Source organism: Mammaliicoccus sp. J-M41 (assembly GCF_022385935.1).
GTDB classification, from domain to species: domain Bacteria; phylum Bacillota; class Bacilli; order Staphylococcales; family Staphylococcaceae; genus Mammaliicoccus; species Mammaliicoccus sciuri_A.
The window spans coordinates 1-227 of sequence record NZ_JAJNIR010000112.1 but is presented as its reverse complement, the minus strand read 5'-3'; the positions used below and the strand labels follow the sequence as shown (position 1 = coordinate 227).

Sequence of the window (227 nt, the reverse complement as noted above, 5' to 3'; positions counted from 1 at the left end):
AAACAATGATGAGATATTAGCAGATGAAATTGAAGATATATTCATCTCTAATAGACGTTGTTACGGTACACGTAAAATAAAGATTGCTTTATCGAAACGAGGACTATATGTATCTAGGCGGAAGATTGGTGTATTAATGAAACAAAGAAACTTAGTTTCTACTTATACAAAGATGAAATTTAAAGTAACATCAAGCAAGGTAAACCAATCTACTACCAAGAATCATT

At 30.4% G+C, this 227-nt stretch carries 1 protein-coding gene; it reads left to right on the top strand.

Going from position 1 to position 227, the window contains the following annotated elements; all coding sequences use genetic code 11:
* On the top strand, positions 1-227 hold a 227-nt coding region (locus tag LQ686_RS14110; RefSeq protein WP_239733470.1), incomplete at both ends, for an IS3 family transposase.